Raw genomic sequence first — 25,732 nt, forward strand, 5'->3', positions numbered from 1 at the left:
AACGCCGGAGCAGCACCCGGCTGGGGGAGGGAAAGCATTCCGTTTGGAAATTCGGAATTTGCCGAACGAACCGGGTCCCTGGTCGTCGACAGCACCCACCGACTGCTCTCGCGGCCACCGTAGTGGAACCAAGTCCATCGGGGCCAAACGGCCTTCTCGGCTTTCACTCGGGAGGGTGTTCGCCCCTTCCCCGCAGAACGCGGACGGCAGCGTGCATTCTTATAGAGAAAAAATTCATGGTCGTATTTTCAGACCCGAAGGTGATTTCCGAGTTCGCGTGTCACGCGCCGCCGGAGAGCCGGAAACGGCAGCGTGCCGCCCCCCCAGCACCGCCTCGTGAAAGGCCCGCACGTCGAACCCGGCGCCCAGTTCCGCCTCGGACGCGGCCCTCAGCCCGAGGAACTCCAGGTAGCCCGCGCGGTAGGACAGCGCCTGCCGGGGCAGGACCGTCCTCGCCCGGTCGAGGCCGGCCGCGTACTCGGCCCAACCCTCGTTGAACGCGCCGAACGCGGCCACTTCTCGGCGTAGTTGCGGCAGCACGCGGTTCTCCGCCTGCCGGGCCAGATGCAAGTGGTGTCCCGGCGCCAGCTCGTGGTAGATCAGCGAAGCCGAGGCGAGCAGGGACCTCCGGGCCGGGTCCGAGCCGTTCTAGCGGTAGCCCGACCGAACTGGCCGCGGTCGGCTGCTCGTAGTACCCGAAGTTCGCATCGCCGTAGCCGGCGCGACCTCCGGCTTCGACCCGTACGCCGCCTTCGGCGCTGCCCAGGCCGCTACGCCTACGCCCCGCTGGTCAACACCGCCGAAGACGACACCCCGGTCCCCGGCCGGGCCTCGTCCTGGCAGACGCCACCACCACGGCCGAGTTCACGCCCCGCCCGGGCATCACCTGCTCCGACAGGACGCCCCTCACCGCCTCGGCCGTCTTCTCGATCCTCCCCACACCGTGGTCGTCGGTGCCGGCGTGATCGGTGCCGCCATCGCCCTCGAACTGGCCCGAACCGGGCAACGGGTGGTCGTCGTGGACAAGGCCGGCGCCGCAGGGCACGGATCCATCAGCGCGTCCAGCGCGTCCAGCGCGGTCATCCGGTTCAACTACTCCACGTTCACGGCTGCGCCACGGCCTGGGAGGCCCGCCACCTCTGGGCGTCCTGGCCGGACCACCTGGGGTTCGCCGGCAGCCGCCCCCTCGCGGTCTTCCACCGCACCGGCGCCGTGCTGCTCGACTCCCCTTCCGTCGAACCGTCGGACACCGCAGTCCTGTTCGAAGGAGGCGGCTGCGCCTCGTCGTCCACCGGCTTGGGCGGACCGGGTCGCCGGCGTCCGCCTGGCCGACGGGACGCGGATCGTCGCGCCGGTCGTGGTCAACGCCGCCGGGCCGTGGTCGGGTGGCATCAACCGGCTGGCGGGCGTCGGGCCCTGCACTTCTTCCTACCTCGGCCGCCCGCACCCGTACCGCCCGACCGGCCGCCGCAACGCGCCGCATCCGGCCGGGCACTCCGGGGCACCGAGGGGCCGGGTCAGTGGTGGGGGGAGCGCAGCACCTGCCGCATACGGGTCTCGTCCACCGCTCCGGCCGCGGGGCCCGCGCCCGCGCGGCGCCGGAGGCCCGCCAGCACCGCGGCGAGCCGGGTCGTCAGGCTGCGCATGCGAACCGTCCCCGGCCTTCCCGCCGGCCCGGGGCGGTCATGTCCGCTCCTGCTGCGGTGCGGGTGCAGCCAGGGCGCGGAAGCGGTCCCACTGCACCTTCGGCCGCCGCAGGCCGCGGCGCTCCAGGTACCGGTCGGTGGACCGCTTCGTGTGCCGCAGGACGCGCAGGGCATCGCGCGCGGCGCCCGACCCCATCGGTTCCACCACGGTGGACGGCACCAGGACCCAGCCCCGGTCGGTCCGGCGCAGTTCCCCGCGGACGAGGGCGTTGTACATGTGGTTGAGCCGGTCGTCGTGCCGGTGGACCAGGAGCGAGGCCGGGCCAGGGGCGGCGGCGCAGTCGGACGGCACCTCCACCAGGTAGCCCTCAGGGGTCGGCGCCGGCCGGGTCCGGGCGAGCACCGGCGCCCCGGACGCGTCCCGGGCGGCCAGGACGGCCGTGGGGAACCCGGCGAGCTGCGCGGCCCCGGGCAGCTCGCCCGTCCCGGTCGGGGGCGGTCCCGCTGCCCCCGGTCCGGGCAGCAGTGCGGCGCGTGGTGGGCGTACGACCACCTGCTCGGGCGTGACCGTGATGAGGAGCCGCAGGTAGTACCAGTGCATCAACGGGCGCAGGGGAAAGGAGAGGTAGGCCCGGCTGTGCGGCTGTCGCTCGAACAGCATCCGCCAGTACTCCTCGGCGCCCTGCGGGCCCGTCATGATCCGGTCGGGGCATTCAGCCCGGCCGCCCACGAAGATCTGCGGGGCGGTGTCGAGGCCGCTGCCCGTGGGGTCGGAGAAGAGCAGGCCGACCCTGCCGTCCCGGCGGACGTTCAGCGCCTTCTGTGCGAACGCGAGGGAGGTGGTGACCAGCAGGGTCCCGTCCGCGCGCCGCGCCACCGCCGTCGGCCAGGCCAGTGGCGTCCCGTCCCGGCCGAGGGTGGCGAGCTCGCAGGTCCGGTAGGCGTCGAGCACGTCGAGGGGAGCGGAGTCCAGAACCGTCGGCGTCGTCATCGGCCCTCCCCACCGTCGAGAGGGGCCCGCAGTGCGCGGCAGGAGACGGCGTACCGGCGGCGCCCGAACGCCTTCCACAGCAGGCGGCCGATGAGCGGGGCCTTGCCGAGGAAGTACGCCTGCTCCTGCGGGGTCGCGTCTTCGAGGAGCGACCCGAGCGCGAGCATGAGCTTGTCCTTCGGGACGGTTTCCAGGCCGCGGCGTCCGACCGCGTCCCACTCCGCGACCGTCAGGTGCGAGGCGACCAGCGGCAGGAGCAGGCGCTCCTCGTCGTCGAGGTGCTCCAGGAGCGCTGCGCGGTGCTCCTCCAGCGCCAGCGCGAGTTCCGTGCCGGCCGCGCGGTTGGCGGTCTGCTGCCACACCGGCGCGCGGTCGTTGACCGCCGCCAGGCTCCGGTCGATCCGCTCGTGCTGCTCCTCCATCCGCTCGACGAGCAACTCGTCCGCGGCCCGCTCGCGCAGCAGCGGCCAGATCATCTCGTCCTCGACGGTGTGGTGATGGTGCAGCCCCGTCACGTACTCGGCCAGGTGCGCGCCGACCGCGGCGGCGCGGGCCGTCGCACCGGCCGGCACGGCACGCACCAGCCGCGGCAGCAGGGCCGACTCTCGGCGGAAGACACGGTGGACCACGACCATTTCGTGGGTGTAGGGACGTTCGGCAGTACCGCTGGCGGACACGCTTGCATGCTCCAGGAATCGAAGGCGGGCAACAGATGTGACGAAGGTGCCCGTACCCTCTTGGTGCTGACTTGCAGTTGGCTTGGCGGTCCGGCGCGGCGACGGAGAAGACGGGGGCGGAGTGCAGCAGGGGAACGGACTGGGTGTGGGGCTGAGACCGGGGGAGGCGGCGGCCCTCCTGCTGGACAAGATCCGGCAGGGCAACGACTACGCCCGCGGCAAGAAGAAACGTTTCGGCCGAAGTGCCTCCGTCACCAAGGTGGCGACGCTCGTCCTGTCCGCAGCGTCCACCGTCATCCTGGGCCTGCAGGACCTCAACGCGTGGGCGGGTCTGGCCCTGGCGTGCGTGGCGCTGGTGACCTTGCTGGGAGCCGTCGAACCGTTCTTCAACTGGCGCTCCAGGTGGGTGCTGATGGAGGAGGCGCAGCACCGGTTCCGGCGGCTCGCCGACGACCTCGAATACCTCGTGGCGTCGACGCCCGCCGACGAGCTCACGTTCGACCAGCTCGGTGAGGTCTTCGGCCGGTACCAGACGATCTGGGACGACCTGAGCCGCACCTGGCTGGAGCACCGCCGGGAACCCGCACCGCTGCCCCACACGTAGTGCTGTGACCGGAGGGGTTCACCGCCCCGCGGTGCCCGGCACCTCCAGGGCCCCGCCGCCCGAGCGGCGGGGCCCGCTGTGGAGACGGCCGCTACGGGCAGGCCCGGGTCCGGCCGGCCGGACCCCACGTCCTGCCCAGGTCCGAGTTCACCGGCTGGTCCGGCAGGTTTCCGCAGGCGACCAGGGTGGTCACGCTCTTGTCGAGGTGCGGCTGGAGGATGTAGACGGCGCCGTTCGGCGGGAACCTGTTGCGGCTGTTCAGCGTCAGCAGGCCGGTGGCGCCCGAGAGGTTCTCGATGCCGGGGTTCGAGAGCCGTGCGTACACGTCCGTCGCCTGGAACGGGGCGCTGCCGTTCGTCCCCGTCCTGTACTGCACGTAGACCGCGTTGATCGCCGCCGACGCCACTTGCAGCGCGTCGTAGGCGCCGGCCGCGTTGCCCTCGGGCAGCGAACCGTCCGTGAACACGCTCCGGAAGTGGGCGGTGAATTCCGAGTACGGGGTGTTCGGCGTTTCCTTGCCGTTCGAGTTGTTGTACATCATGTAGTACGGCTGGAGCAGGGAGTGCCGCCGCATCATGTCCGCCGGGTCCTGGAGGTACTTGGCCGCGGTGCTCTCGGAGAGCACGGCGATCTTCCTCCCGTCCTTCCTCCGGCACTCCGAGGCCGCCTGCAGGGCGTCGAACAGGGCCGGCATCTCCCCCGAGCGGCCGGCGTAGAGGATGAACCCGTCCGACTTCCCGACCTCGGTGCAGATGTCCCGTGCCACGTCCGAGACGATCTGCCCGGTGCGGTTCTCGTAGTAGGGGACGGTGACCACCTTTCCGCCCTTGTAGTGCTTGCTGAACTTCTCCTGGAGGTCCGAGCTGAAGAACTCGTCGTCCGGGTCGTACACCACGACGGCCGTCCTGGCTCCCTCCTTGGCCGTCGTCAGCTCGCCGACCTCCTCGGAGTACGCGGAGAACTCGGCCATCACCTGGGCGATGCGGTCGTTGGAGGGCGACACCTGGAAGTAGTAGGACGACGCGCGCTCGTCCACCATCTTGCTGCCCGACACGGAATTGCCGATGACCGGGATGCTGGCCGCGGAGATCTCCGCGACCGCGGCGAACGAGGCCGGCCGGCTCTGGGTGATGCCGATGACCGCGGCGATCTTGTCCCGGTGCTTGCGTTCGATGATCTCCGCCGCGACGTCGGGCCCGTGGGGATTGCGCGAGCCGTACGCGAAGTACTTGCCGGAGTTGGCGAGCAGCAGGCGGATCTGGACGACGGCGCCCTCACGGGAGTTGATCTGGTGCTGGGCCGCCAGGGCGCCGCGCAGCGACTGCAGGCTGACCGGCGTGGAGTCACCGGGTTCCGCCGTCAGGGGGGCGAAGAACACCACGGTCCGGTACGGGCGCCCGCTGTGGGCCGCGGCGTCGTTCTGCCGCTTGGCGACCGCTTCGAGGTCGAGCAGTTCGTCGTCGCGGCCGGGGCTGCCGAGGTGGCATCCGCTGCCGTCGGTGACGCCGACGATCTCGCCCGTACTCACCTTGTGGCAGGACGGCGGCAGTCCGAACTCGGCCCGCCAGTAGTAGATCCCGGTGGCCACCAGGGCGAGCGCGAGGACGGGGGCCGCCACGGCCCGCACGTAGGCTCCCTGGCCGCTCGGCGGTGCGTCGACCCTGGGCTTGGTCTGCAGCCAGCTCCTGGCCGGACCGTCGTCGTCGCGCGGGGAGAGCGGTACGAGGTAGACCGCCGACGCGGAGGGCCGCGCGTAGAGGACGCGCACCTGCCTGGCCAACGCGTCCGCGTCATCGGCGTCCGCGGCGACCGGCTGCGCGTACGAGAGCGGCTCGTCGGGTGCGGCTCCCAGGACCATGAGGGGGCCGGTGGGCTCGTCGCGGGCGATCTGCTCGTAGGTGTCGAGGAGTTGGCGGATCGTCGTGCCCTCGGCGCCGATGTCCGGCAGGAGCAGGACGAAGGACCAGCGGCGCCGGGCACGGTAGACCCAGAAGCGGGACGGTCTCACCGCTTTGGCGAGGTCGTTGATCAGGGCGGTGAGCAGCAGGCGCTGGACCACGTCGGGTTTGTTGTGGGACTCGCCGGATGCGGTGATCTCCAGCGCCATCCGCAGGAAGTTCGCGCCTTCGGGGCGGTGGCTCCCGACCCAGCGCAGGGTGCGGCGCCTCTTCAGCCACAGACCGTAGATCGAGCGGGGCAGCCGCAGGCCGAAGAACCTCACGACGCTCGCCCATGCGGTGGCGATGGCCGTGGCCGCGTCGTCGCCGGCCAGTCCGGCCAGCATCTCCAGGCCGCCCCGCCGCTGGAGGAGTTCCTCGTAGAGGTGGTCGCGCAGCTGCCGCACTCCGGCATCGGGCGTGACGGTGTTGACGTTCGCGTTCAGCACGGCGCGGCAGGTGTTGAAACGCGACAGCCGGATCTTCCCGGCGCCGGGCGGTAGCTTGGCGAGCTCTTTGGTGAGTTCGTCCAGTACGTGGACGTGCGGCGCGGCCACCTCGCGGGCCGGCTCGCCGGGAACCGCGTCCCGCGGTCCCAGACAGTCATCGGTCAGCAGGGCGTGCGGCACCCGCCTGACCTTCTCGCTGCCCTCCTTCGTGTAGAGGCGCTTCTCGTACTCCACCACGATGTCGCGTGCCGTCGGCTCCCCGGCGGCGTCCCGTTTCAGCAGCATCGCCGGTAACCGGCGGTTCCCGCCCCGGTTCACCGCCAGGGTGTCGAAGCACTCGATGAGATAGTGGATCTTCTGTGGAAGCGGCACGTGCTCGCTGCTCCTCTGCGCGTCACGGCGGGCGGGGACGTCCGCCTGCCGGGGAAGCACCGTCGAGAGGCTGCTTTCAGGCCATGCGGAACCATGCCCCCGGCGGTCGTGGAATCGACCGCCTGCCCCCCGACGGCAGTGAGGTGCGCCACGCTAGCGGTGCGGGCGGTGTTCCCGCCGGGTATTGAGAAGGTTGCCCCGGCCGGCGCCCCTCGCGGCGCCCCGTCCCCGCGGGAGACGACTTCGCGCCACATCACGAGCGCGGCGGCTCCGCGGCGACGGGCGCCTCAGGTGGCGGTCAGGTGTTCCTCGTGCGCGCCGTCGAGGACGAACCCGTTGTCGAAGCGGACGCGGAGCGTCGCACGGCGCTGCTGTTCCTGGTGGGCGGTCCAGGCGGGTTCCAGGGAGCCGACCTGCTCCTCCAGCTGCCCCCTCGACCCCGGCGGCATCTGGTGGCCGAAGTCGTCGAGGAGCGACTTGAGGCGTACGTACTCGCGCACCTCCTGGCTCTGAGGCCGGTCCCGGTGCTCGTGCACGCGCTCGACGGTGCCCTCGATGCCGGCGGCCAGGTACAGGGACAGGGATCCGGAGACGGCGTGCGTGTCCGCGTCCGTGTCCGCCGGGGAGCCCCCGGCCGGGCTGACCGCACCGGCCAGTTCGAGGTCCGCCGCCAGTTTCACCCGGTGGCCCGCCTTCAGCGCCATGGATCCTCGTCTTTCCGGTCGTTCTGTCGTTCTGTCGGTCGTTTCGGGTTGCCGCCGCGCACGCACGGGGCAGCCCGGGTGGTGCCATTATCCGATCGCGGCGGCTACGAGGTGTATTCCTCCTGGCCGAGCGTTTCGATGTGGCCCCTGTGGTCGACGTTGTAGTGGAACACCAGGCCTTTGTCCGGGTGGGCCACCAGCCACTCGCTGAGCTCGTGGAGGGTGATCGGCTTGCTCACGGAGCTGGCGACGATCGGGCTGAGTGCGGTGATCTTGGCGTCTTCGTTGACGGAGACGAAGGTTTCCCCGCCGACCGTCACGAAGGGGGCCGCTCCGCCCGGGCCGGGGCAGCCCCAGTTGCCGTGCTTGACGATCAGGCTGTGTTCGCCCCCTTCCGGGGTGTAGCGGTAGACGGCGATCTCGTCCGGCGAGATCGGCATCTTGTGATCGCAGCTGGGAGCCGGCGCCGGCGGCTTCGGCTTGCCGGGCGCGGTGGCGGCCCCGGTCGGCGTCGGCGTGGCCTTAGCGGACGCCGAGGGCAGCACGCCGCCGGGCGTGACCGAGGGCGCGGCCGCGGTGGCGGTGGGTGTGGTTCCGGACGTCGTGCCGGAGGCCGGCCCGGCTGCTCCCCCGTCGGTGTCCCCGTTGCAGCCCGCCAGGGTCAGGGTCCCGGACAGGGCGAGCGCGGCCAGCGCGAGCCCCCTCGACCGTCTCCGCGTCGCCATTGCCGTCTCCTTCTGTCCGGGCGCCACCGGATGGGCGCCGTCGAAGAGTGGCGCCACCGTAGCTCTCGGTATCAGGCCAGGGCGATGGCCGGATTCCGTTCGACGCAGAGCCGGGATCGCACTGTTGCGGACCGTGGACGTCCGTGACCGGAGGGGGCTGTGCAAACAGCCACAAGCCGTGACATTCGGTGAGATTCGGGTGGTCTCGGGGTGACTCGGCCCATAGGGCCCATGTCACATACGAGCGGGGGTAGTAGGTGCGAAGGCCGCGTGGCGCGGTGGGGCGGGGCCTCGGGCGGGGTGTGCTCGGGTCGTCCGCGTGTGTCTGCGAGGGCTCGTAGTAGGAGGGGGCGTTGTCAGGGGGTGGGGGCGTGGGTAGAACTGGATGCGTCGCAGGGCGGCCCGGGTAGTCACCGGCCGCTGACGAACCCCTCTCCTTGGCGTGAGTGGCTCACGCATGTCCTCGGCATGCCGCGATCGTCCTCGTCCCCTTCGGAAGGCCAGCTCGTGTCCTCTGTCATCCGCCGCATCGCCGCTTCCAAGAAGACCTTCGCGGGTTCCGTCGTCGCCCTGGGTGTCGCCGGTTCCATGCTCGCCACGGTTCCCGCCCAGGCGGCCCCGACGAGCGCCAAGGCGATCGCGCAGCAGATGATCAAGGACCCGGCGCAGTTCGCGGCCTTCGACAAGATCGTCTCCCATGAGAGCGGCTGGAACTACCAGGCCACGAACGCGTCGTCGGGTGCGTACGGTCTGGTCCAGGCCCTGCCGGCGTCGAAGATGGCCTCCGCCGGTGCCGACTGGAAGACCAACCCGGCCACGCAGATCAAGTGGGGTCTGGACTACATGAACTCCCGCTACGGCTCCCCGGTCCAGGCCTGGAACTTCTGGCAGGCCAACCACTGGTACTGAGCCACCAGCGGACACGGACCACAGGACGGACACACGAAAACGCTCGGCCGGAAACCCCCGGCCGAGCGTTTTCGCGTATCCGTGTGAGGCGAGCCGGACGACCGGAAATGGAACACTCACACGCCGAGTTGCACGAGACGTGTCTCATGATCCTCACCGGCTCGACCGGCTCCACCCCCTCCTCGCCGAGCGCTTCAGCCCGTACACGTTCGATCCGTCCGGCCTCGTCGACGATCCCACCCTGCATCTGCTCCTCGAAGCCGCCCGGTGGAGCCCCTCCGCCGGCAACTCACAACCCTGGGGTTTCCTCCCCGCCCGCCCCGGCGAGCCGGACCACATGCGCCTGCTGCCCCACCTCGCCCCCAGCTCCGCCCTCTGGGCGAAGGACGCGGGCCTGCTGCTCGTCACCCTCACCCGCCGCCACGTCGACGACTCCACCGTCCTCTACTCCGAGTTCGCCGACTACGACCTCGGGCAGGCCGTGGCCCACCTGAGCTTCCAGGCCCAGGCGATGGGACTGGCCACGCACCAGTTCCGCGCCTTCGACCTCGAAGCCCTGACCGAGGAACTGCGCCCGAACCCCGGATGGGCGGTCGTCTCGATGCTCGCGATCGGCAAGGCGGCCGACGAACCCCCGGTCGTACGCGAACGCCGCACCGCTACCGACCTGTGCACGGCCCCCTGGCCGACACCACCGGCGTAGGGAACAGGAGCACGGTCGGGCTCCGGAGGGTCAGGGCCTGCCGTCCGAGAAGTTGTGCACGCCCCACCATCCCGACTCGTCGTGATAGATGCCGATGCCGACCTCGGTGAACTTCGGGTTGGTCTGTGCCTTGTAGTGGCCGGGGCTGTGGCGCCACATGGACTGGAACTTCTCGGCGGCCTCCTGCGCGGTCATCGACGCCCCGCTCCACATGACGATGTTCTCGCCGATCCACGTGCGGGAGCCGGTCTTGAGGTAGGCGCTGTCCCCGTCGGAAGAGTGCCCGAAACCGCTGGTCCTCATGTGCTTGGCCCAGCCCCGGGCGAAGTCGCCGAGGTCCTGCCTGGGGGCGAGCGGCGGGAGCCCGACGGTGGCGCGCTCCGCGTTGAGGAGCTGGAGGGACATGGCCTCGGCGTCCCTGACGGCCTGCGTCGACGAGCGGGAGCCGCGGACGGAGGGGTCAGGACCCACCGGACCCGTGCCCGACGGCCGGCCGGTCGGCGCCGGAGCCGCTTGCTCGCCGCTCGGGGGCGTGGCGGTGGACCGCTTCGGCGAGGTCTCGCCAGGGCCGCCTGTGCCGGCGACGGGCGACGCCTCGGCCGAGGCTGAGGCCGAGGCGCCGCTTCCGGGGGCGGCGGCAGTCGCCGTGGGACTCGCGGCACCGGCCGGGTCGGGCGCAGACCCGCCCGGGGCCCCTGCCTGAGGGGGGAGCGCCGAAGGCGCGCTTGCCGCGGCCGTCCCCGCCGGGGACGACTCCGGGGAGCCCAGGGCGTAGGCGCCGGCGCCGGCAAGAACGACCGCGGCCGCCGCCATGCCCAGCAGCGGAGCCTTGCGGACCGGCTTGCGGTGCCCGGCGGCGCGGCCGGACCGGTCGGTGGATATCCACTCCGTGCGCTCGTCGTCGCGGTGGTGCTGCATCGTTCTCCTCGTACTACTGCCTGACCTGATGTGACCTGACGTAGAAGGAGACCTGCGGCAGCAGCCGCCATAACGACTTTTCGAAACGGGATTTCTCGGCGGCCGGCGCGGAACGGCTCCGACCGGGCATCACCTGTGCGTACGTGACGAAGGCTTGGGCCTGCGCCTCGCCATCGCGGTGTGGACGAGCCACCCGACTGCCGCGCCGACCGAGTACCAGAAGAAGTCGGGCGGGTTGAACGTGGAACCGAGCACGAGGCGGGCGACGGTGCTGCGTCGGGAGAGCTCCGCCGGCACTGGGCTCAGCTGCAGGAACTCGACGAGGCAACTGAAGGCCAGCGCACTTGCGGCACCCCTCAGGGGCGTGACCCGTGGTGCTGCCGAGACGACCAGGGCGAGCACCAGGACGGTGTAGAGCGCGTCGCCGCCGTACTTGGCCACGCTCCCGGTCGCCAAGGCCCTGAGCCCGAGTCCCAGGCCGACGGTGACCGCCGCCGCGCCCGCTGCTGCCAGTCGGGTCCGTACCGGGTCGAGGGCGCCGCTGTCACGGGTTCCGGTTATGAGGGGCACGGGGCCATGGTGTCAGCCGACGAGCGGTCACTGGGTGAGGGGCGCGGGTGCGGGTGTGCCGTAGAAGGTGATCGGGGACCAGCCGTGGGCCTGCGCGATCTTGTTCAGGGCGTTGGCGAGCTCGATGGGAGGGATGTCGTACGAGGCCGGGGCGTCGACCGTGGAGACGCTGAAGGTGATCACCACCTCTCCACCGACTTCGGGGACCATGCCCGTGCCCTTGAACTGGGTCCCCCGGGGGAACGCGGATGCGGCCTGGGTGCCCTGGGTCGTCGCCGCCGCCGCTGCCGTGGCCTTGGCCTCCTTGGCGTGCGCCTCCGCGGCCTCCGCCGAGCCGCCGGACGCGAGAACCGCTCCCGCCGCGGCGGTTCCCGAGTATCCGAGCAGTGAGCGCCGCGAAATTCCTGACATGGTTCGCCTCCGTGGCCGTGGTGATGGGGATGTGACGTGAGGGCTCTGCAACGGCTTGGGCAACGTACCTGCTCCTCGACGGATCAGGCGGTTTCCCCCTGCACACCCCGGAGCGGGCCGTGGTTACGACCGCCCCAGTGAGGACGGCGGTCGGCCCCGTTCCCGGCGCCCCGGCGCCCGCCGGCACCCCCGTTCGCGCCGGACTCGACCGGCTGAGGGCTCCGCCCGCCCGGAGACGGTCGGGTCGGTCGAGTCGGTCGGTCACCGGAGTCGCAGCCGGAGTGTGCCGATGTCCTCGGTGTCCGGGCGGGGTTGGGCGGCGAGGACGGTGCCGACGGTCTCGAGGACGGGCAGGGAGGCGTGGGCCGTGGCCAGGCCCACGTCCTTGGCGGCGAGGGAGATCGGGAAGTGGGACCCCTCGGCGAAGGTGCGGGCGACCGCGCCGGCCAAGGGGCCCTTGGCGAGTTCGGTGCGGACGAGGTCGGCGGGCAGGTCGAGGGCCCGGCCGAGCACGAGGGCCTCGGAGACCAGGGCGACGCCGCCGATCGCCGCGTTGATGAGGACGAGCTTGAGGGCCGCCCCCGTGCCGGTGGCCCCGCACTCGGTGATCTCGCCGAGCGTGCCCAGGACCGTGCGGACGGGCTCCGGCAGCGGGCAGCCGCCCGCCAGGATCCACAACGTCCCCGCGGCCGCCCGGTCCACACTGCCCATCACCGGGGCGTCGGTCAGCGTCACTCCCTCGGGGAGGCGTGCGGCCAGCGCGTGGACCGTGTCGGGGCCGACCGTCGAGGTGTCGACCCAGTGGGTGCCGGGCCGCAGTGCCGGGACGACGGCGTCGGCCACGGCGTGCGCGGCCGCCGGGTCGGACAGCATCGTGACGACGACCTCGGCGTCACGGACGGCATCGGCCGGCCCGGACGCGAGCCGGGCACCGGCTGCGACGAGTGGGGCCGCCTTGTGCTCCGTACGGTTCCAGACGGTCAGGGGGTGCCCCGCGTCGAGCAGTCGGGCCGCCATGGGGGCGCCCATGCTGCCGAGCCCGAGGAATGCGGTCTTCGCTGCGCTCTTCTTCATGGACCGACCGTAGGAAACCTGCCGTCCATGCCACAAGCGAATGTCTAGCATGGCTGACATGCCGGACTCGCATAGCTTGTACGAGGTGTTCCTGCGCGTGGCGCAGGACGGGTCCTTCACCGCCGCCGCCCGCGGGCTGGGCTACACCCAGTCGGCCGTGTCCCGGCAGATCCAGGCGCTGGAGGAGGAGTGGGGAGCCGCCCTGTTCGACCGGCTGCCGCGCGGGGTGCGGCTGACCGAGGCCGGGCGGGTGCTGCTGCCCCACGCGCAGGGCATGCGGGACCGGCTCCACGCAGCCCGCGCCGAACTGGACGAACTGCGCTCGCTGGGCGGCGGCACGCTGCGGATCGGGGCCTTCGCCACCGCCGACGTGTCGCTCGTGCCGCGCGCCGTCTCCGCGTTCGGGGCGCGCCATCCGGGCGTCACCGTCGTCCACACGGAGGGTCCCACGGCCAAGCACGTCGCCCTGCTCGCCGAGGGCGGCCTCGACGTGGCCGTCCTCAGCGCCCCCGACGGGACACCGCTCACGGGACCGGAACTGCACTTCCTGTTGGACGAGCCGATGTACGTGGCGCTGCCGCGCGGGCACCGGTTCGCCGGGAGGGCCCGGCTGCGGGTGGCCGAACTGGCCGACGAGTCATGGATCGAAGGCGATGTCCGCCCCGACCGGACCCTGCTGGCGCCGGCGTTGGCCGACGGGTTCCGGCCACGCGTCGCGTTCCGGGTCAACGACTGGACCGCCAAGCTGGGTTTCGTCGCGGCGGACCTCGGCATCACCGTCCTGCCGGCCCTCGCGGCCGGGGCGGCCCGGGCGGACATCGCGCTGGTCCCGGTGGACCCGGCGGACCTTCCCCACCGCAAGGTCTACGCCGCCACCCCCCGCGGCCGTACCCCGTCCCCTGCGGCCACGGCCTTCCTGACGGACCTGCGCGGGGCCGCGGAGTCGGCGGCGGCGGTGCGACCGAGCGGTCGGGAGCGGAGGGTGATGACGGAGAATGCCAGGTTGTGATCGATATCAAGCGCGGCACGGCCGTCCTCCTCGTCGCCCTCGTGGGCGCCCTGTCCGTGACCTCACCCGGTGGGGCCGCTGTCGCTGACGGCGCCCGCCACGAGACGACCTCCACGGGAACCCGTGCGGCGGTCCGCTCGACGGCACCCGACAGGGCCACGGTGACGGAAGGGCAGGTCAAGGAGGTAGAACCCGGTGGCGTGATCACCTATCCGAGCGTCACCAGCTGCCTCACCGTGACCGTGCGGCTGCGGGACGGCGGTCTCGCCGGTGCCCATGCCAGCCTGTTCCGGGTACCGGGTGAACTGCGGTCCGACGAGATCCTGGCCGCGCTCGAACACCTCGTCGGCGACCGCCCCGTGAAGGCGGTCGAGGTCAAGGGAGCAGTCGGCGCCTGGCACCCCGGCTACTTCGTGAGGGCGATCGAGGCCTACGGCGAGGACGAACGGCCGCCGTACCCGACGCACCCGGACCCCGAAGGAGTCGCCCGTGCGGTGTCGCGGGGGCTCGAACTGCCCCGCCGCCTGGTCACGGTCGAGGACGTACCCGACGGGGACCAGACCGCGAGCTGACCACACAGCCGATCACCACGTGTGTCGGACCGGGCACGGGGGCACGGGGTCCGCACCGACGGCCAGGCGACCCGCATGGCGATCAAGGTCGCTGGACGCGAGCATGGAAGCGCAGCCGATCGGGGGCGATGCTCCTCAAGGAGGCGGCACGGTGACGACTTCCCTGGACGAACGTGCCGCGCGCGGAAAGCTCGCACGCGCGAACCTGCGGCGCTCACAGCACGCGGGGTTCGAGCCGGGGAGTGCGCGGCCCGACCCGGTGGAGGTTCTCCGGGCGCAGTGCACCACGCGCGTGCCGGAGCTGGTGCCCATCCGCTACGGCCGGATGCTGCTGTCGCCGTTCCACTTCTACCGGGGGGCTGCGGCGGTCATGGCCGCCGACCTCGGCGCGGCACCCCACACGGGTCTGACGGCACAGTTGTGCGGTGACGCCCACCTCCTGAACTTCGGTCTCTTCGCCTCGCCCGAGCGGACCCTCGTCTTCGACGCGAACGACTTCGACGAGACGCACCCCGGCCCCTTCGAGTGGGACGTGAAACGGCTCGCCGCCAGCCTCGCCGTCGCGGGCCGCGAAAGAGGGTTCAGCGGGCGCGACCGGGCCGCCGTGGTGCGCGAGGCCGTATCGGCGTACCGGCTGCGGATGCAACACCTCGCCGGCCTGCGCGTCCTCGACATCTGGTACGCCCAGGACGAGGCCGCCGGCCTGCGCGAACTCGCCGCCTACGGCGGCGCACGCCTGCTGCGCCGCGCCGACGAGGTCTTCGCCAAGGCCCGCGGCAAGGACCACCTGCAGGCCCTCGCCAAACTCACCCACCGGGTCGACGGAAAGCTCCGGATCGCCCCGAACCCGCCTTTGGTCGTCCCGCTGTCCGACCTGCTGGCCGAGTCCGGCCCGACGGAGGACGGAACGGACCTGACGGACCAGGCCCCCGTCGTGCGCGCGCTCCTGGACACGTACGGGCAGAGCCTGCCCAGCGACCGCCGGGAGCTGCTCGGCCGCTTCCACGTCGTGGACATGGCCCGCAAGGTCGTCGGCGTCGGCAGCGTGGGCACGCGCTGCTGGATCATCCTGCTGCTCGGCCGTGACGACGACGACCCGCTGCTCCTCCAGGCCAAGGAAGCCGGGGAATCGGTACTGGCCCCCTACACCCGGCCCACCGCGTACGACAACCAGGGACAGCGGGTGGTCGCCGGACAGCGGCTGGTGCAGGCCGCCAGCGACATCTTCCTGGGCTGGGACCGGGCCACGGGCATCGACGGCCGGAGCCGCGACTTCTACGTCCGTCAGCTCTACGACTGGAAGGGCGGCGCCCCGACGGAGAACATCCGCCCGCAGGGCCTGCACCTGCTCGCCGGGGCCTGTGGTTCCTCCCTGGCCCGGGCCCACGCGCGCTCCGGCGACCCCGTCGCCATCGCCGCCTACCTCGGCACGGTCGACACCTTCGACCGGGCGCTGGTCGATTTCGCGGAGGCGTACGCGGACCAGAACCAGCGGGACTACGCCGCGCTCGTCGAAGCCGCTCGAACCGGCCGCGTGCCCACGGCCGAGGGCTGACCGCACGGAGTGTGCGGGTCCGCGCCACCTCACCGTACGTAATAATCTGGCCAGGAGATACGAGCTCACGGCCGCGCAACCACCCGGTGCTGTTGTCGGCAGGACGAGGCAGGACACGAGGCGGCAGCCGTGCTGACAGGACGACAACAGGAGCTCGCGGTCCTGGCCGAGCTGACCCGCCCCGACGCCCCGGCCACCGCCGTGGTCGTGCACGGCGGCCGCGGCACGGGCAAGAGCGCACTGCTGGGCGCCGCGCTCCGCCGCGCCGTCGGCGAGGGCGGCCTCGTCCTGTCCGCCATGGCCGAACCGGCAGACGCCCACACCCGGTCGGGGCTGGTCCGGCAGCTCGTCGAGCAGCTCCCGAGCCCAAGAGCCGGCCGACCCGGGGGCCTCGGCGGCCCCGGCCCCGCTGTCGGGGAGGAGGCGCACCGCCTGATCGCGGCCGCCGCCCGCCGCGCGCCCCGCACGGTCATCGGGATCGACGACCTCCAGTGGACCGACGCCGCTTCGGCCGCCTGGCTGGAAACCCTCCTCCGTCGCCTCGACGACCTGCCCGTCACCGTCGTGGCCACCCACGGCCCGGGCCGCTTGCCGTCGGACGAGGATCCCGTGGGCACCTTGCTGCCGTTGTTCCACCGGCGCATCCGGCTCACGCCCCTCACCGACGCCGACGTCGCACGGCTCGTCCACACCGTCCTCGGCGCCGGTGCCGAGGACGGCACCGGTCCCGGACCGGAGCCCGCGCCCGAGTTCGTCACCGCCTGCCGGACCGCCACCGGCGGCAACCCGGCCCTGCTGCACACCCTCCTCCGCTCGCTGCGCTCCGCCGCGGTGGTACCCGACGCCGCCACGGCCGCCGCCCTCGACCGCCACGTACCGGCCGGGACCGGCCGCACCGTGCACGCCGCACTGCGCACGATGGGCCCCGGCGTGCTCGCCACCGCCGAGGCCGCCGCCGTCCTCGTCGGCCCGCACCCCCCGGCCGCCGAACTCCTGGCCTTCGCCTCGGGAATCGAGCAGCAGGTCGTCGAGGACGGCCTGCACGCCCTCACGCTCGCAGGCACGATGGTCCCCGGCGAACACGGCAGCACCTTCAGCGCCCCGCTGCTCGCCGCGGCCGTCGCCGCAGAGGTCCTGCCGAGCAGGCGCCAGGCACTCCACTCCCGGGCCGCCCGGTTCCTCATCGACCAGGGCGCGGCGTGGGCCGAGGTCGTGCCCCACCTGATCGGCAGCCCGATCGGACAGGACGGCACCGCCGAGGCCCTGCTGAACGCCGCCGACGACGCGTTGGAGCACGGCGAGAACGCCACCGCCGTCGCCTGCCTGCGCCGGGCCCTGCGCGAACCCCTGCGGGAACAGCTGCGCGCCCAGGTCCTCGCCTCCCTCGGCGAGGCCGAACTGGCCCGCTGCGTCCCCACCGCCGTCCACACGCTCAGACGCTCCCTCGACCTCGCCACCGTGCCCGGCGAACAGGCCGCGGCCGCCCGGTCACTGGCGGGGGCCCTGTTCACCCTCGACCGGTACCCCGAGGGGCTCGACGTCCTGCGACGCGCCGCGCAGCGCATCCGCCACACCGGACCGGCGCACGCCCTCCGGCTGGAGATCGACCTGCTGTACGGCCAGCTCGGCCGGATCCACACCGCCGCGGCCGCCCTGCCGCGGCTGCGCGAACTCGACCCGGCCGCGGCGCAGGGTTCGCCGGCGGAGCGGTCCCTCGCCGCACTGCTGTCCCTGCGCTGCCTGATCGACGGCGGCGGCTGCCGCGAGGACGCCCTCGCCCACGCCCGGGACGCACTGGCCGGCGGGGTCTGCCCGGAGGGCGACGAGTCGTACGTGTACACCGCGCCCGTTCTGGCGTTCTCCGCTGCCGGCCGCCCCGACCTCGCCCTGGCGCACGTCAACGCGAGCCTGGAAGGATCCCGCGGACAGGCGGCCGCGCTGAGACAGGCGTACCTGACCACGCTCCGGGCCGGCGTCAACTACCGTCTGGGCGACGTCCGCGGGTGCGAGGCCGACGCACGCGCCGCCATCGCCGCCCTGCGGGGCGTCGGCGCCGGCCCCACCACCAGCCACAGCGTCGCCATGCTCACCGACGCCCTGACCAAGCAGGGCCGCTTGGCGGAGGCCGAGGACCTGCTGGCCGAGCACGGCCTCACCGGCACCCTCGGGCAGCACTGGGCCAACGACTTCACGGCCCTCGTCCGGGGACGCCTCAAGGTCGCCCGGGGCCGGGTCGAAGAAGGCCTGGAAGACCTGCTGCGCGCAGGGGAGCGGGCCACCACCCGCCTGATGTCGGGTCCGGCCGTGCTGCCGTGGCGCTCCGAGGCCGCCCTGGCCCGTGCGGCCCTCGGCGACACCCGTCAGGCCGTGGAGCTCGCCGCCGAGGAGGCCGAACTGGCCCGGGCATGGGGCGCTCCCGAGATCACCGGCAACGCGCTGCGCGTGCTCGGCCTCGTCACCCCCGGTCCGGACGGCCTCGTGCTGCTGCGCGAGGCGGTCGCGCTGCTGGAGCCGACCGCGGCCCGGCTGGCCCATGCACAGGCGCTGGCCGACTGCGGGGCCCGGCTGCGGCAGGCCGGCCACCTCGACGACGCCCGTGCGCACCTGCGTTCCGCGGTGGTCAGCGCCCGCCGCTGCGGGGCCACCGCCGTTGCCGACGCCGCCGAGTGCGAACTGCGGGCTGCCGGCTACCGTCCGGACGCCCCGGCCGAGGAGGGCGCGCAGGCACTGACCCCGTCCGAGCGCCGGGTCGCCGCACTGGCAGCCGAGGGCCTGACGAACAAGGAGATCGCCGCGCGCCTGTACGTGGGCCTGCGGACCGTCGAGGTCCACCTCACCAAGGCGTACGGGAAGCTCGGCATCCAGGGACGGCCGGGCCTGGCGGACGCACTGGCGGCACCGGGCTCCGTACGCCGCTGAGGGCGAGCGGGCGGGAGCTCGGCCCGGGCCGGCCGGGCGGTGGATCCGCCGGGCCGGCCCTACCCGCCCGGGGGCGTGCGGCGTCAGTCCTCCGAAGGTGCGCTCGGCAGCTTGCTCTGGATGAGGTCCATGACGGAGGAGTCGGTGAGGGTGGTGACGTCGCCGAGTTCGCGGTTCTCGGCGACGTCGCGCAGGAGGCGGCGCATGATCTTGCCGGAGCGGGTCTTGGGGAGTTCCGCGACGGGCAGGACGCGCTTGGGCTTGGCGATGGGGCCGAGGGTGGCGCCGACGTGGTTGCGCAGGTCGGCGACGAGGTCGGCGTCTTCGTTGGCGGTGCCGCGCAGGATGACGAAGGCGACGATGGCCTGGCCGGTGGTTTCGTCGGCGGCGCCCACGACGGCGGCTTCGGCGACCGCGGGGTGGGAGACGAGGGCGGACTCGACCTCGGTGGTGGAGATGTTGTGGCCGGAGACGAGCATGACGTCGTCGACGCGGCCCAGGAGCCAGATGTCGCCGTCGTCGTCCTTCTTGGCGCCGTCGCCGGCGAAGTAGCGGCCTTCGAAGCGGGACCAGTAGGTGTCGAGGTAGCGCTGGTCGTCGCCCCAGATGGTGCGGAGCATGGAGGGCCAGGGCTCGGTGAGGACGAGGTAGCCGCCTGCGCCGTGGGGGACCTCGTGGCCGTCGTCGTCGACGACGGTGGCGCCGATGCCGGGCAGGGCGCGTTGGGCGGAGCCGGGCTTGGTCTCGGTGACGCCGGGCAGCGGGGAGATCATCATGGTGCCGGTCTCGGTCTGCCACCAGGTGTCCACGATCGGGCAGCGGTCGCCGCCGATGTGCTTGCGGTACCAGATCCAGGCTTCGGGGTTGATGGGTTCGCCGACCGAGCCCAGCACGCGCAGGCTCGACAGGTCGAACTTGGCGGGGATGTCGTCGCCCCACTTCATGAAGGTGCGGATGGCGGTGGGGGCGGTGTAGAGGATGGTGACGCGGTACTTCTGGACGATCTCCCAGAAGCGGCCCTGGTGGGGGGTGTCGGGGGTGCCCTCGTACATGACCTGGGTGGCGCCGTTGGCGAGGGGGCCGTAGACGATGTAGGAGTGGCCGGTGACCCAGCCGATGTCGGCGGTGCACCAGTAGACGTCCGACTCCGGCTTGAGGTCGAAGACGGCGTGGTGGGTGTAGGCGGCCTGGGTGAGGTAGCCGCCGGAGGTGTGCAGGATGCCCTTGGGCTTTCCGGTGGTGCCGGAGGTGTAGAGGATGAACAGGGGGTGTTCGGCGTGGAAGGCCTGCGGGGTGTGCTGGGTGGACTGGCGGCCGACGGTCTCGTCCCACCACAGGTCGCGGCCGGGGGTGAACGCGGTGTCCTGGCCGGTGCGGCGCACGACGAGGACGTGTTCGACCTGCGGGCACCTGGTGACGGCCTCGTCGATGGCGGGCTTGAGCGCGGAGGGCTTGCCGCGGCGGTAGCCGCCGTCGGCGGTGATGACCAGTTTGGCGTCGGCGTCCTGGATGCGGGAGGCGACGGCGTCGGCGGAGAAGCCGCCGAAGACCACCGAGTGGGCGGCGCCGATCCGGGCGCAGGCGAGCATCGCCACGACCGCCTCGGGGATCATCGGCAGGTAGACCGCGACGCGGTCGCCGGCGCCGATACCGAGCTCGGTCAGGGCGTTCGCGGCGCGTGAGACCTCGTCCTTGAGCTCGGCGTAGGTGATCGCGCGGCTGTCGCCCGGCTCGCCCTCGAAGTGGATCGCGACCCGGTCGCCGTGGCCGGCCTCGACGTGCCGGTCCACGCAGTTGTAGGCGACGTTCAGCGTGCCGTCCGCGAACCACTTCGCGAAGGGCGGGTTGGTCCAGTCCAGGGTCTCGGTCGGCTCCACCGCCCAGGACAGGCGACGGGCCTGCTCGGCCCAGAAACCCAGCCGGTCCGCCTCGGCCTGCGCGTACGCCGCAGTCGTCACGTTCGCGGCGGCGGCCAGATCGGCGGGCGGTGCGAACCGCCGCTCCTCCTTGAGCAGATTGGCCAGGCTCTCGTTCGTCACGTTCGTTCTCCTCGTGTGGTGCTGTACAGCTGTGGGTGCAGGGGGCCGGTGGCGGGATCGGGCCGCGTCAGCCGGTGGTGCAGGCGCCCGCGGGCACCGAGTGGCGGCGGTCGCGCTGGTACGGGGGTGCGGGTGCCACCCGGTCCGGTGCCTGGGCACACTGCGGCATGCGGACGTGCGTGGTGTCGTCCCAGGCGAAGAGCCGGGCCGTGAGCAGGCACACGACGGTCACGCTCAGCAGCACGGCGCAGGAAAGGACGACGACGGCGATGCCGCTGGTGCCGGACCGGTCCGCGGATCCCGTGCCGGCGCAGCAGCACGCCCGGTCCGGCGACAGCGGATGCCGCGTGGCGGAGGGCGCCTGCGATCCGGCGCCCGTGGGCTGTGGAGTGGTCAAGGTGTTCCCCGTGGTTCGTTCTTCCGAAGGCGTTGCGGCGGGCCCGTCCGCGGCCCCCGGCGGCGGCCGGTCGCGGCCGGTCCGGTGGACGTGTCCGTACGGCGAGGTGCCCGCTTGTGGCGGGACGACGACACTCGCCGACAGGGTTGATGCGATCTCATCAAACGAGGGGACGCCCTGGCCAGGGTCACGCACCGTAAGGTCCAGATCTTTCGGCGGTGCGGGGTTTCTTTCGGTAGGCCCACCCGGGTCGGTGCGATAATCGGACGGGGCGGTCGGCGGGCGACGGCCGCGAGCGTGAGAGGGGGCGTCCGTGTCGTCCGCAGCACCTTCGTCGATCCGATCCGTGCAGGTGGGCGGAGGGTGACCGGCGACGCAGCGTCCGGCCCCGCGTGGCGGTCCGATCCGATCGGTCGGGAAGCCGAACTCGCCGACTTGCACCGCATGTTGGGTATCGGCGGCGGTACGGCCCCCGCGGCGACCGCCGCCGCGAGCGGCCCGGTGACGGACAGCGACCACGCCTTCGTGCTGGTGCGGGGCGGCCACGGCAGCGGCAAGAGCACGCTCGTCCGGACCCTCCTCGGCGAGGCCCGCGCCGAAGGCCGTACGGTGCTCGCCGCCTGGGCGGAGCGGGCCGCGGGTCGGGACCAGTCCGCCGTCCTGCGGCAGCTCCACGCCGCAGCCCGGCCCGATGCAGCCGCCCGGCCCGACAGCGCCGTCCAGCCGCCCGCGCACTCCGCGGACGGGCATCCGGCCGAACTCGCCGCGCTGCTCGCCACCCCCGGCAGCCGACACCTCCTGTCCATCGAGGACCTCCAGTGGGCGGACGGGGCCTCACTGCGGGCCCTGCGCAGGCTGATGCGCCGCGCTGACGCCGACGGACGGACACCCGCCGTCATCGCCACCCTCGGCCCCGGCGAAGCCGTGGACGAGGAGGCGCTCGGAGCCCTCCTCCCGCTCTTCCACGAGCAGCTCGACCTCCTTCCCCTCTCGCCCGACGCGATCCGCGCCCTGCTCGCCGCGGCCGGCCGACGGGCGCCGGACGGCCCGCTCGTCCACGCCTGCCTGGAGGCCACCGGGGGCAACCGCTTCCTGCTCCTGTCCCTGCTCGCGGCCCTGGACGCCGACCGCACCGGCGAGGAAGCCGTCACCCACGCGGTACGCGGCCTCGCCCTCGAACTCGCTCCGACCGCAGCCTCGCTGCTCCGCAGCAGCGGACCGCACGCCGAGCCGCTCGCGCGGGCCCTGGCCGTCCTCGGCACGCCACAGCCGGTGGAGCTCGTCGCCGACGTCACCGGCGTCCCCCTCCCCGCCGCCGAGGACACCGCGCACGTACTCGAACGCGCCGGCCTGCTGCGCCGCTGCGGCCGCGGCGTCCGCCTCGCCGCGACACTGCTGTCCAACGCGGTGGAGCAGTCCGTTCCGCCGAGCCGGCGCAAGGAACTCCACGCCCTCGCGGCCCGGTTCCTCCTGGGTCGCGCCGCGCCGCCCGACCAGGTGGCCCACCACGTGGTCCACGCCGCGCCGGGCCTGCCCTTCGCGGCCGAGGTACTGCGCCGCGCGGCCGTGGAGGCCACCGATGCGGGAACCCCGGACCGGGCGGCCCGTCTCCTGCGCTCCGCCCTGCGTGAACCGCTGACGGAACGCCAGCGCTCCGCCGTCCTGTCGCTCCTGGGGGAGGCCGAGCTGGAGTCCAGCGTCCCCACCGCCATCGAAGGGCTCCGCCGCAGCCTCCGGCTCAGCAACGGCCCGGGGGAGCGCACCTCCGCAGCCCGCCGGCTCGCCGGCGCGCTCTTCGCCGTGGACCGCTACCTGGACGCCCTGGACGTGCTGGAACGCACCAGCACCGCCATCCGGCCCGTCGACCCCGCCTACGCACTCCGCCTGGAGATCGACTTCCTCTTCGTCAGCCTCGTCGAGGTCTCCTCGGCGGCCCGCACCCACCCCCGGCTGATGGCCCTGGCGATGTCCGAGGCGGGCGAAGCCTCCGTCGTACGCCCCCTCGCCGCCCTGCTGAGCCTGCGCGGTGCCATGGTCGGCGAGGACCCGGCCGAGGTGGTCCGCCTGGCCCGGCTCGCCCTGGGCAACGGCATGGCGCCCGCGGACGACGAGTCGGTCGTGTACCACTGCGCCGTCCTGGCCCTCGGCGCGGCCGGTCGCCCCGACCTCGCCCACGAGTACGCCGACGCGGCGGTCGCCGAGGCCCGGGCCCGTGGCGCCGTCTTCCAGTACTCCCACGCCATCAGCACCCGCGGCAACGCGAACGCCCGCATGGGCCGCATCCCGGACTGCCGGGCCGACGCCGAGGCCGCCCTGGAGGCGCTCCAGGAGGTCGGCGTACCGCTCGGGGCCAGCCACACCGTGTTCGCCGTCGCCACCCTCGTCGAGGCACTGACCCGGCAGGGCCTCGTCGACGAGGCCCAGTCACTGCTGGACCGCAGCGGCATGGACGGACACCTCCAGCCGTACTGGATCAACGACTACCCGCTGATCGCCCGCGGCTGGCTCCGCGCCGCCCAGGACCGGCCGGAGGACGCGCTCGCCGACTTCCTGGACTGCGGCGCCAGGACCGGGGCCCGCAACATGCCCGGGCCCGGCTTCTACCCCTGGCGGTCCGAGGCCGCGCTCGTACACGCCCGGCTCGGCCGCGCCGACGAGGCCCTGCGGCTCGCCGAGGAAGAAGTGGAACTCGCCCGCACCTGGGCCGTGCCCGAAATGCAGGGCGTCGCCCTGCGCGCCCTCGGCCTGGTCACCGGCGGCCCCCGCGGCCGGGAGCTGCTCGACGAGGCGGTCGGCATCCTGAAGCAGTCGCCGGCCCGGTTCCGCTACGCGCAGGCGCTCGCGGACCGGGGGCTGGTCGGCATCCGCTGCGGCCGCGTCACCGAAGGACGCGCCGACCTGAAGGAGGCCGCCAGCATCGCCCACGCGTGCGGGGCCTTCGGCCTCGCCGAAGCCGCGCTCCGCGAACTGCGCGCGCTCGGCGACCGGCCGCGCACCCGCACCTTCCAGGGGGTGGGTGCGCTCACCCCGACCGAGCGGAGGGTCGCCGCGCTCGCGGCCGACGGCATGACCAACCGGCAGATCGCCGGGCACCTCTTCGTCGGGCTGCGCACCGTGGAGATCCATCTCACCCACGTCTACGCCAAGCTCGGCATCAAGGGACGCCGGGAACTCGCGGACGCCCTCGCCTGACCGCGACCGGCGGAAGCAGGCCGGACCCGCCCACAGCGGCATCCAGCAGTGGACCGGACGCCGCTGAAGACCGCCGGCGGCGCGCACGCCGCAGATGACTGGTTCCCGTCATTTGTCCGCTGTTGGCGGGCTTCGGTGTCCGCCCCGGCCGCATCGGGCCCGTGCGCCTTTCCCTGCACCAACAGTGGAGCCGCAGTTCCAAACCCCTCCCCATAAACGTGCGCAGAATGACCGGATCGTTGCGGCAAAGTCATTCCGACTATTCGTGGACTGCTAAAGTTTTCTTCCTGTACATCATTCGGCTGCCGGCTCCGGCGCCGTTGGTGGTGATGCGGGAAGTGGCGGAAGGGGGGCCGCGATTCAGGGGCTTCGTGCGTCGTGCACCACCTCGACCGCCAGGAACCGCCCCCTGTTCGGTTTCGCTGCGCGCGAGACGAGTGGGAAACAATGGCGGTTTCGTGCCCCGCCGGCGGTCCGACCGGCGCTTCCTCACCCGTTCCAGCAGGCCCTCATGGGAGGTGTCCTTGTCCGTTCAGTACCCTCGTTCGATGCTCGCGCGCGGTTTGAGCGTGCTGCGTTGCTTTCGGCCGGGTGAGCCGGAACTTCAGCTCTCCGAAATAGCACGCAGAGCCGATATGCCCAAGGCGACCGCTCATCGGATCATCTCGGAACTCGTTGACGAGGGAATGCTGGAGCGAGGGGAGAGGGGGCTGCGGCTGGGTGTCGCGCTTTTCGCGCTGGGCGCGCGCGTTCCCCGTCAGCTCAAGCTGCGCAGTCTGGCCTTTCCGTACGCGGAACAGCTTCACCATGTCACTCGTGCGAATGTATTCATTTTCATTTCCGACGCGTCCGGCCCGGACGCGGCGTTGGTCGACGCCGTGCGCCGGGTCCACGGCGGGGGCGCCGAGCTCGGGACCGAGGACGAGGCCTGGGCGTCGGTGCAGGCCGCGACCCGGATCTTCCGCGCGTTCGCCGGCGATCAGCCCGCGCCCTTCCCGGCCTCGTGGGGGGAGTCGGAAGGAGATGCCGGCCGGGTACGGCACCAGGGGTTCGTGGCCGTGCGCAGCGCGACAGGCGCCGTCGGCATCGCGGCTCCCGTGCTCACGGCATCGAACACGGCGGTGGGCGCCCTGGCCGTCACCGGTCCCCAGGGGCGGCTCCAGGCCGTCGGGGCGGTCTCGCACCTGAGGGCGACGTGCGCCGCCGTCTCACGCGCGCTCCAGCGGACCCCCGACATGGCTCCGGCCCCGTGAAGGCCCCTTGCGCCGAGCCCCGTCGTGCCCGCGCGGGCCCCTCGTCGCGCGGGTGCGGGGGCACCGCTCCGGCCAGCCCCCGGCCCGCCGGCCGCGCCGCCGCCGC

At 72.8% G+C, this 25,732-nt stretch carries 22 protein-coding genes and 1 pseudogene; 10 read left to right on the plus strand and 13 right to left on the minus strand.

The genetic code is table 11. The annotated features are described in order from the left end of the window. Positions 1 to 234 precede the first annotated feature (234 nt). Complete coding sequence (locus ACSHWO_RS33435; protein ID WP_438319332.1) at positions 235 to 621, minus strand: DUF885 family protein; 387 nt, start codon at positions 619 to 621, stop codon at positions 235 to 237. A 340-nt stretch (positions 622 to 961) separates the two neighbouring features. Here ACSHWO_RS33435 and ACSHWO_RS33440 point away from each other — a divergent pair. Further along, a pseudogene (locus ACSHWO_RS33440) lies at positions 962 to 1,039 on the plus strand (NAD(P)/FAD-dependent oxidoreductase); the annotation flags it as partial. Positions 1,040 to 1,517: 478 nt separating this feature from the next. Here the strand turns inward: ACSHWO_RS33440 and ACSHWO_RS33445 are convergent. Genes ACSHWO_RS33445 through ACSHWO_RS33455 form a run of 3 tightly spaced genes read right to left on the minus strand, consistent with a single transcriptional unit; the run spans position 1,518 to position 3,314 of the window. Continuing rightward, complete coding sequence (locus ACSHWO_RS33445; RefSeq protein WP_385849886.1) at positions 1,518 to 1,646, minus strand: hypothetical protein; 129 nt, start codon at positions 1,644 to 1,646, stop codon at positions 1,518 to 1,520. 37 nt (positions 1,647 to 1,683) lie between these two features. Next, the gene (locus ACSHWO_RS33450; protein ID WP_438318165.1) at positions 1,684 to 2,637 is read right to left on the minus strand and encodes a pyridoxamine 5'-phosphate oxidase family protein; all 954 of its coding nucleotides are present in this window, start codon (positions 2,635 to 2,637) and stop codon (positions 1,684 to 1,686) included. After that, entirely contained in the window at positions 2,634 to 3,314 is a 681-nt protein-coding gene (locus ACSHWO_RS33455; protein WP_438318168.1) for a hemerythrin domain-containing protein, read from the minus strand. The genes ACSHWO_RS33450 and ACSHWO_RS33455 overlap by 4 nt, the downstream gene beginning before the upstream one ends. 145 nt (positions 3,315 to 3,459) lie before the next feature. Here ACSHWO_RS33455 and ACSHWO_RS33460 point away from each other — a divergent pair, with 145 nt between their 5' ends. Beyond that, positions 3,460 to 3,918 (plus strand): DUF4231 domain-containing protein, encoded by a 459-nt coding sequence (locus ACSHWO_RS33460; RefSeq protein WP_438318171.1) that lies wholly within the window; start codon positions 3,460 to 3,462, stop codon positions 3,916 to 3,918. A 91-nt stretch (positions 3,919 to 4,009) separates the two neighbouring features. On the opposite strand, the gene ACSHWO_RS33465 is transcribed toward ACSHWO_RS33460, so the two are convergent. From ACSHWO_RS33465 to ACSHWO_RS33475, 3 genes are all read right to left on the minus strand, one after another. Next, positions 4,010 to 6,676: an ABC transporter substrate-binding protein gene (locus tag ACSHWO_RS33465; RefSeq protein ID WP_438318174.1), complete on the minus strand. Its 2,667-nt coding sequence runs from the start codon at positions 6,674 to 6,676 to the stop codon at positions 4,010 to 4,012. 287 nt (positions 6,677 to 6,963) lie between these two features. After that, the gene (locus ACSHWO_RS33470; RefSeq protein WP_438318177.1) at positions 6,964 to 7,380 is read right to left on the minus strand and encodes a hypothetical protein; all 417 of its coding nucleotides are present in this window, start codon (positions 7,378 to 7,380) and stop codon (positions 6,964 to 6,966) included. Between the two features lie 104 nt (positions 7,381 to 7,484). After that, entirely contained in the window at positions 7,485 to 8,105 is a 621-nt protein-coding gene (locus tag ACSHWO_RS33475) for a hypothetical protein (RefSeq protein ID WP_438318180.1), read from the minus strand. Between the two features lie 468 nt (positions 8,106 to 8,573). Between ACSHWO_RS33475 and ACSHWO_RS33480 the strand changes: the two genes are divergently transcribed. Both ACSHWO_RS33480 and ACSHWO_RS33485 read left to right on the plus strand, forming a co-directional pair. Further along, positions 8,574 to 9,014, plus strand: a complete 441-nt coding sequence (locus ACSHWO_RS33480; protein WP_438318134.1) for a transglycosylase SLT domain-containing protein — start codon at positions 8,574 to 8,576, stop codon at positions 9,012 to 9,014. Positions 9,015 to 9,153: 139 nt separating this feature from the next. Next, positions 9,154 to 9,717 (plus strand): nitroreductase family protein, encoded by a 564-nt coding sequence (locus tag ACSHWO_RS33485; RefSeq protein ID WP_438318183.1) that lies wholly within the window; start codon positions 9,154 to 9,156, stop codon positions 9,715 to 9,717. Positions 9,718 to 9,747: 30 nt separating this feature from the next. On the opposite strand, the gene ACSHWO_RS33490 is transcribed toward ACSHWO_RS33485, so the two are convergent. The 4 genes from ACSHWO_RS33490 to ACSHWO_RS33505 all read right to left on the minus strand — a co-directional run bounded on the left by ACSHWO_RS33490 (position 9,748) and on the right by ACSHWO_RS33505 (position 12,690). After that, positions 9,748 to 10,635 carry a CAP domain-containing protein gene (locus ACSHWO_RS33490; protein ID WP_385849971.1) on the minus strand — a complete coding sequence of 296 codons (888 nt, stop codon included), beginning with the start codon at positions 10,633 to 10,635 and terminating at the stop codon, positions 9,748 to 9,750. 129 nt (positions 10,636 to 10,764) lie between these two features. Then, positions 10,765 to 11,196, minus strand: coding sequence for a DUF2809 domain-containing protein (locus ACSHWO_RS33495; RefSeq protein ID WP_438319333.1), 432 nt, complete (start codon positions 11,194 to 11,196; stop codon positions 10,765 to 10,767). A gap of 36 nt (positions 11,197 to 11,232) precedes the next feature. Continuing rightward, positions 11,233 to 11,616: a twin-arginine translocation signal domain-containing protein gene (locus ACSHWO_RS33500; RefSeq protein WP_438318186.1), complete on the minus strand. Its 384-nt coding sequence runs from the start codon at positions 11,614 to 11,616 to the stop codon at positions 11,233 to 11,235. 261 nt (positions 11,617 to 11,877) lie between these two features. Continuing rightward, positions 11,878 to 12,690, minus strand: a complete 813-nt coding sequence (locus tag ACSHWO_RS33505; protein ID WP_438318189.1) for an NAD(P)-dependent oxidoreductase — start codon at positions 12,688 to 12,690, stop codon at positions 11,878 to 11,880. Positions 12,691 to 12,748: 58 nt separating this feature from the next. Here ACSHWO_RS33505 and ACSHWO_RS33510 point away from each other — a divergent pair, with 58 nt between their 5' ends. From ACSHWO_RS33510 to ACSHWO_RS33525, 4 genes are all read left to right on the plus strand, one after another. After that, positions 12,749 to 13,699 carry a LysR family transcriptional regulator gene (locus ACSHWO_RS33510; protein WP_438318192.1) on the plus strand — a complete coding sequence of 317 codons (951 nt, stop codon included), beginning with the start codon at positions 12,749 to 12,751 and terminating at the stop codon, positions 13,697 to 13,699. Next, positions 13,696 to 14,271, plus strand: coding sequence for a hypothetical protein (locus ACSHWO_RS33515; RefSeq protein WP_438318195.1), 576 nt, complete (start codon positions 13,696 to 13,698; stop codon positions 14,269 to 14,271). Before ACSHWO_RS33510 ends, ACSHWO_RS33515 begins: the two co-directional genes overlap by 4 nt. 151 nt (positions 14,272 to 14,422) lie before the next feature. After that, positions 14,423 to 15,826, plus strand: coding sequence for a DUF2252 domain-containing protein (locus ACSHWO_RS33520; protein WP_438318198.1), 1,404 nt, complete (start codon positions 14,423 to 14,425; stop codon positions 15,824 to 15,826). 129 nt (positions 15,827 to 15,955) lie between these two features. Continuing rightward, positions 15,956 to 18,745 carry an AAA family ATPase gene (locus tag ACSHWO_RS33525; protein ID WP_438318201.1) on the plus strand — a complete coding sequence of 930 codons (2,790 nt, stop codon included), beginning with the start codon at positions 15,956 to 15,958 and terminating at the stop codon, positions 18,743 to 18,745. A gap of 83 nt (positions 18,746 to 18,828) precedes the next feature. On the opposite strand, the gene acs is transcribed toward ACSHWO_RS33525, so the two are convergent. Then, positions 18,829 to 20,784: an acetate--CoA ligase gene (gene acs / locus ACSHWO_RS33530; RefSeq protein WP_438318204.1), complete on the minus strand. Its 1,956-nt coding sequence runs from the start codon at positions 20,782 to 20,784 to the stop codon at positions 18,829 to 18,831. A gap of 67 nt (positions 20,785 to 20,851) precedes the next feature. After that, the gene (locus ACSHWO_RS33535; protein WP_385848914.1) at positions 20,852 to 21,181 is read right to left on the minus strand and encodes a hypothetical protein; all 330 of its coding nucleotides are present in this window, start codon (positions 21,179 to 21,181) and stop codon (positions 20,852 to 20,854) included. Positions 21,182 to 21,544: 363 nt separating this feature from the next. On the opposite strand from ACSHWO_RS33535, the gene ACSHWO_RS33540 reads away from it, so the two are divergent. Both ACSHWO_RS33540 and ACSHWO_RS33545 read left to right on the plus strand, forming a co-directional pair. Beyond that, positions 21,545 to 24,373, plus strand: a complete 2,829-nt coding sequence (locus tag ACSHWO_RS33540; protein ID WP_438318207.1) for a LuxR C-terminal-related transcriptional regulator — start codon at positions 21,545 to 21,547, stop codon at positions 24,371 to 24,373. 548 nt (positions 24,374 to 24,921) lie between these two features. Next, complete coding sequence (locus ACSHWO_RS33545; protein ID WP_438318210.1) at positions 24,922 to 25,626, plus strand: IclR family transcriptional regulator; 705 nt, start codon at positions 24,922 to 24,924, stop codon at positions 25,624 to 25,626. Positions 25,627 to 25,732: the final 106 nt, after the last annotated feature.

The sequence above is a fragment of the Streptomyces pallidus (ex Mingjun et al. 2026) genome (genome assembly GCF_051550185.1).
Classification (GTDB): Bacteria; Actinomycetota; Actinomycetes; order Streptomycetales; family Streptomycetaceae; genus Streptomyces.

Coding starts and splice junctions, on each gene's coding strand:
- ACSHWO_RS33445 (WP_385849886.1), bottom strand. CDS start 1,646: ATGCGCAGCCTGACGACCCGGCTCGCCGCGGTGCTGGCGGGCCTCCGG.
- ACSHWO_RS33450 (WP_438318165.1), bottom strand. CDS start 2,637: ATGACGACGCCGACGGTTCTGGACTCCGCTCCCCTCGACGTGCTCGAC.
- ACSHWO_RS33470 (WP_438318177.1), bottom strand. CDS start 7,380: ATGGCGCTGAAGGCGGGCCACCGGGTGAAACTGGCGGCGGACCTCGAA.
- ACSHWO_RS33475 (WP_438318180.1), bottom strand. CDS start 8,105: ATGGCGACGCGGAGACGGTCGAGGGGGCTCGCGCTGGCCGCGCTCGCC.
- ACSHWO_RS33480 (WP_438318134.1), top strand. CDS start 8,574: ATGCCGCGATCGTCCTCGTCCCCTTCGGAAGGCCAGCTCGTGTCCTCT.
- ACSHWO_RS33490 (WP_385849971.1), bottom strand. CDS start 10,635: ATGCAGCACCACCGCGACGACGAGCGCACGGAGTGGATATCCACCGAC.
- ACSHWO_RS33500 (WP_438318186.1), bottom strand. CDS start 11,616: ATGTCAGGAATTTCGCGGCGCTCACTGCTCGGATACTCGGGAACCGCC.
- ACSHWO_RS33505 (WP_438318189.1), bottom strand. CDS start 12,690: ATGAAGAAGAGCGCAGCGAAGACCGCATTCCTCGGGCTCGGCAGCATG.
- ACSHWO_RS33510 (WP_438318192.1), top strand. CDS start 12,749: ATGCCGGACTCGCATAGCTTGTACGAGGTGTTCCTGCGCGTGGCGCAG.
- ACSHWO_RS33545 (WP_438318210.1), top strand. CDS start 24,922: ATGCTCGCGCGCGGTTTGAGCGTGCTGCGTTGCTTTCGGCCGGGTGAG.